The sequence below is a fragment of the Bradyrhizobium sp. UFLA05-153 genome, assembly GCF_054185185.1.
This window is the reverse complement of the sequence record NZ_JBBIAM010000274.1, coordinates 1-2,742: the sequence shown is the minus strand read 5'-3', so window position 1 is coordinate 2,742 and position 2,742 is coordinate 1. Positions and strand designations below refer to the sequence as shown.

General features: G+C 60.4%; 3 protein-coding genes. All 3 read right to left on the bottom strand.

All coding sequences use genetic code 11. The features are described 5' to 3' along the window. Positions 1 to 1,049, bottom strand: a 1,049-nt coding sequence (locus tag Q2941_RS51180) for an ABC transporter ATP-binding protein (RefSeq protein ID WP_458197482.1), incomplete at its 3' end; no start/stop codon positions are given. 6 nt (positions 1,050 to 1,055) lie between these two features. Next, a complete protein-coding gene (locus Q2941_RS51175; protein ID WP_458197481.1) occupies positions 1,056 to 1,877 on the bottom strand; it encodes an ABC transporter permease in 822 nt (273 codons plus the stop codon). Beyond that, the coding region (locus tag Q2941_RS51170) for an ABC transporter permease (RefSeq protein WP_458197480.1) at positions 1,874 to 2,742 on the bottom strand (869 nt) is incomplete at its 5' end. The genes Q2941_RS51170 and Q2941_RS51175, both read right to left, overlap by 4 nt.

The window sequence follows — 2,742 nt, the reverse complement described above, 5'->3', positions numbered from 1 at the left end:
GCTAGTACGAGGCAGTCCTCCGGTCGAATTTCCATCCGGACGCTTTCGCCGTCGCGTGCGAAGCACTGGCCGTTGTTTTGCACGACGGCGTGGATTCTGCGGCCATTGACGCGGACCCAGTGGTGAATGGTCGCGCCGAGATACTCGGTGTTCTCGATCACACCATCGAGCGCGTTCACGCCTGCGGCGGCGGTGGTGCCTATGGTCCGCACGGCGATGCGCTCGGGCCGGATGCCGAGTTCCACGGCCCCGCTGCCGGGAGCCTTGCCTGTGATTGCGATGGACAAACCGTCCTCGGTTATGAAACGGCTGCCGTCGAGCCGACCCTTGAACCAATTCGACTGTCCTATGAAATCGGCAACGAATTTGTTGGCGGGCCTGCTATAGATCTCCTCGGCCGAACCCCGCTGCATGACCCGGCCCTTGTTCATGACGATGATGTCGTCGGCGAGGCTCATGGCCTCCGACTGGTCATGCGTCACGATGATGGTGGTGATGCCCGCCGACGTGAGGATCTGCTTCAGCTCCACCCGCAGTGACTCTCGCAGTTTAGCGTCGAGATTGGAGAGCGGCTCGTCCAAAAGCAGCAGCGAGGGTTGGGTCACAAGCGCGCGGGCCAGCGCCACCCGTTGCTGCTGGCCGCCGCTCAGTTGGTGTGGGCTGCGCGTCTCATAGCCGGGCATCTTAACGAGATCGAGGGCGGTGCGGATTCGCGCCGAGAACTCCGAGGCAGGGACGCCCCGCTCGCGCAGGCCGAAGGCGATGTTTGCCTCCACGCTCATGTGAGGGAAAAGCGCGTAGTCCTGGAAGACCAGTCCAACATTGCGCTCGTAGGGACGCTTTCTGTGAACACTCTCGCCGCGGATGCGGATGTCTCCGCCGTCCGGCACTTCAAAACCCGCGACGAGACGCAGGGTCGTGGTCTTGCCGCAGCCGCTCGGCCCGAGAAGGGAGAGGATGGATCCCTCCTTGACCTGAAAGGAAATGTTGTCCACAGCCAACTCTTGGCCATAGCGCTTCGAGATGGTGCTCAGCTCCAATACGGTCATGGGATCCTACTTGTGATAAACGCCTTGTCCGATCACTTTGTCCAGGCCGACGATGCGATCTAGGATCCAGATCAGCGCGATGGTCAGGCCGATGAGGCAAACGGCTGCCGCGGCGATGCGAAGGTCGAACTGCGAGCGCATCATGTTGGTCATAGCCACGGGCAGCGTGTAGTAGTTCGGCCCCGTGAGGAATAGGCTAACCGAAACATCATCCATTGAGTAAGCGAAAGCGAACACGGCGCCTGCGGCGATGCCAGTCTTTGACAGGGGCACGGTCACCTTCCAAAACGCGCGCCGCTCCGTCGCGCCCAGGCTTAGAGCGGCCTCCGTGAATGATTTACGGATCCCCACCAAGCTCGCAAGAGTCGTTCGGATTACATAGGGTACCGTGATGATTAGATGCCCGCCTACGAGCGGGACCAGCCCATCGAAAACGCCGATCATGGAAAAGAAGAGCAGAAGCGAGAAGCCGATGATGACATGGGGAACGACAAGGGGCGACAGAAAGAAGGCGGAGAGAGGTTCCTTTCCGGGAAAATCGTAGCGGTCAAGCGTGAACGCCGTTGCGACGCCAACCAAGATCGACAGCGTGGTCGCCGCCAGCGCCAGGATCAGGCTGAGCTGCAGGCCTTTGAGGTAATAGGCGTCCGAGAAGAAACCCTCATACCATTGCAGCGATAGGCCGGGCGGCGGAAACCGCCCGAGGAACTCCCGCGAATCGAAGGACATAACCGTAGTCATGAGTAGCGGGGCAATCAGGAACACTATGGTGGCGATGGACAGACACACCACCATGAAGCCAAGCACATTGTCACCAAGGCGCTTCATCGGACAGCATCCCAGCGGCTGCGGGCCAGCCGAGAGACCGCGTAGATCACCAGCAGCGAGATGGCCAGCATGATGATCGCGACCGCCGAACCGCTGGGGAAATTGGCCAGCTCGCTGAACCGATTGTAGATCAGATTAGAGACGAACATGATTTTGCCGCGACCTAGCACCATGGGAACGACGAAAGCGCTGATCGACAGCGTGAAGCAGATAAGGAATGCAGAGAGGAGACCTTGCGCGCTGAGTGGCAGCGTGACCACGAGGTGGGACTTCCAGCGGGCTGCGCCCAGCGCCTGGGCCGCCTCGATGAGCCGCGGGTTCACGTTCTGGATTGTGCCGATGAGCACCAGGGCGGACATGGGTACCGCGTAGTGGAGCAACCCGAGCATGATCATGAATTCAATGTAGACGCGGCTCCCGCTCTGCTCGCCGAACAGCGCCGCAATCTGACGCGCGAATCCGGCCGGACCGAACACCAGCTCGATGGCGTACACGCGCACCAGCACGCTCAAGAACATGAGCGTGATGAGGAATCCAATGATCGTCCTTCGAAGCCAGTCCGAACGCCGGCGGGCGACAAAATGGGCAATCGGGAATGCCACCAGTACTCCCAGCACGGAGGCGATGAAGCCGATCCGGAACGTGTCCCAGAAATAGGACAGGTATGCGGTGTGCAGAAGGTCCGTATAGTTGGCCAGCGTGAACGGCGCATTCGCATCGGACCCAATGCGCCCCGGGATGAACTCGCGAAAACTATCCTCAAAAACCAGTAGCAGCGGATACAGCAACAACGTGCCGTACACCGCGATCACCAAGCCGATCACAAGCGCGGCTCCGCGCGTAAGCTTCATGCGGTTCCTCGCGA

Excerpts from the sequence above, each read along its gene's own strand:
- Q2941_RS51175 (WP_458197481.1), bottom strand. The coding sequence starts at position 1,877 with ATGAAGCGCCTTGGTGACAATGTGCTTGGCTTCATGGTGGTGTGTCTG.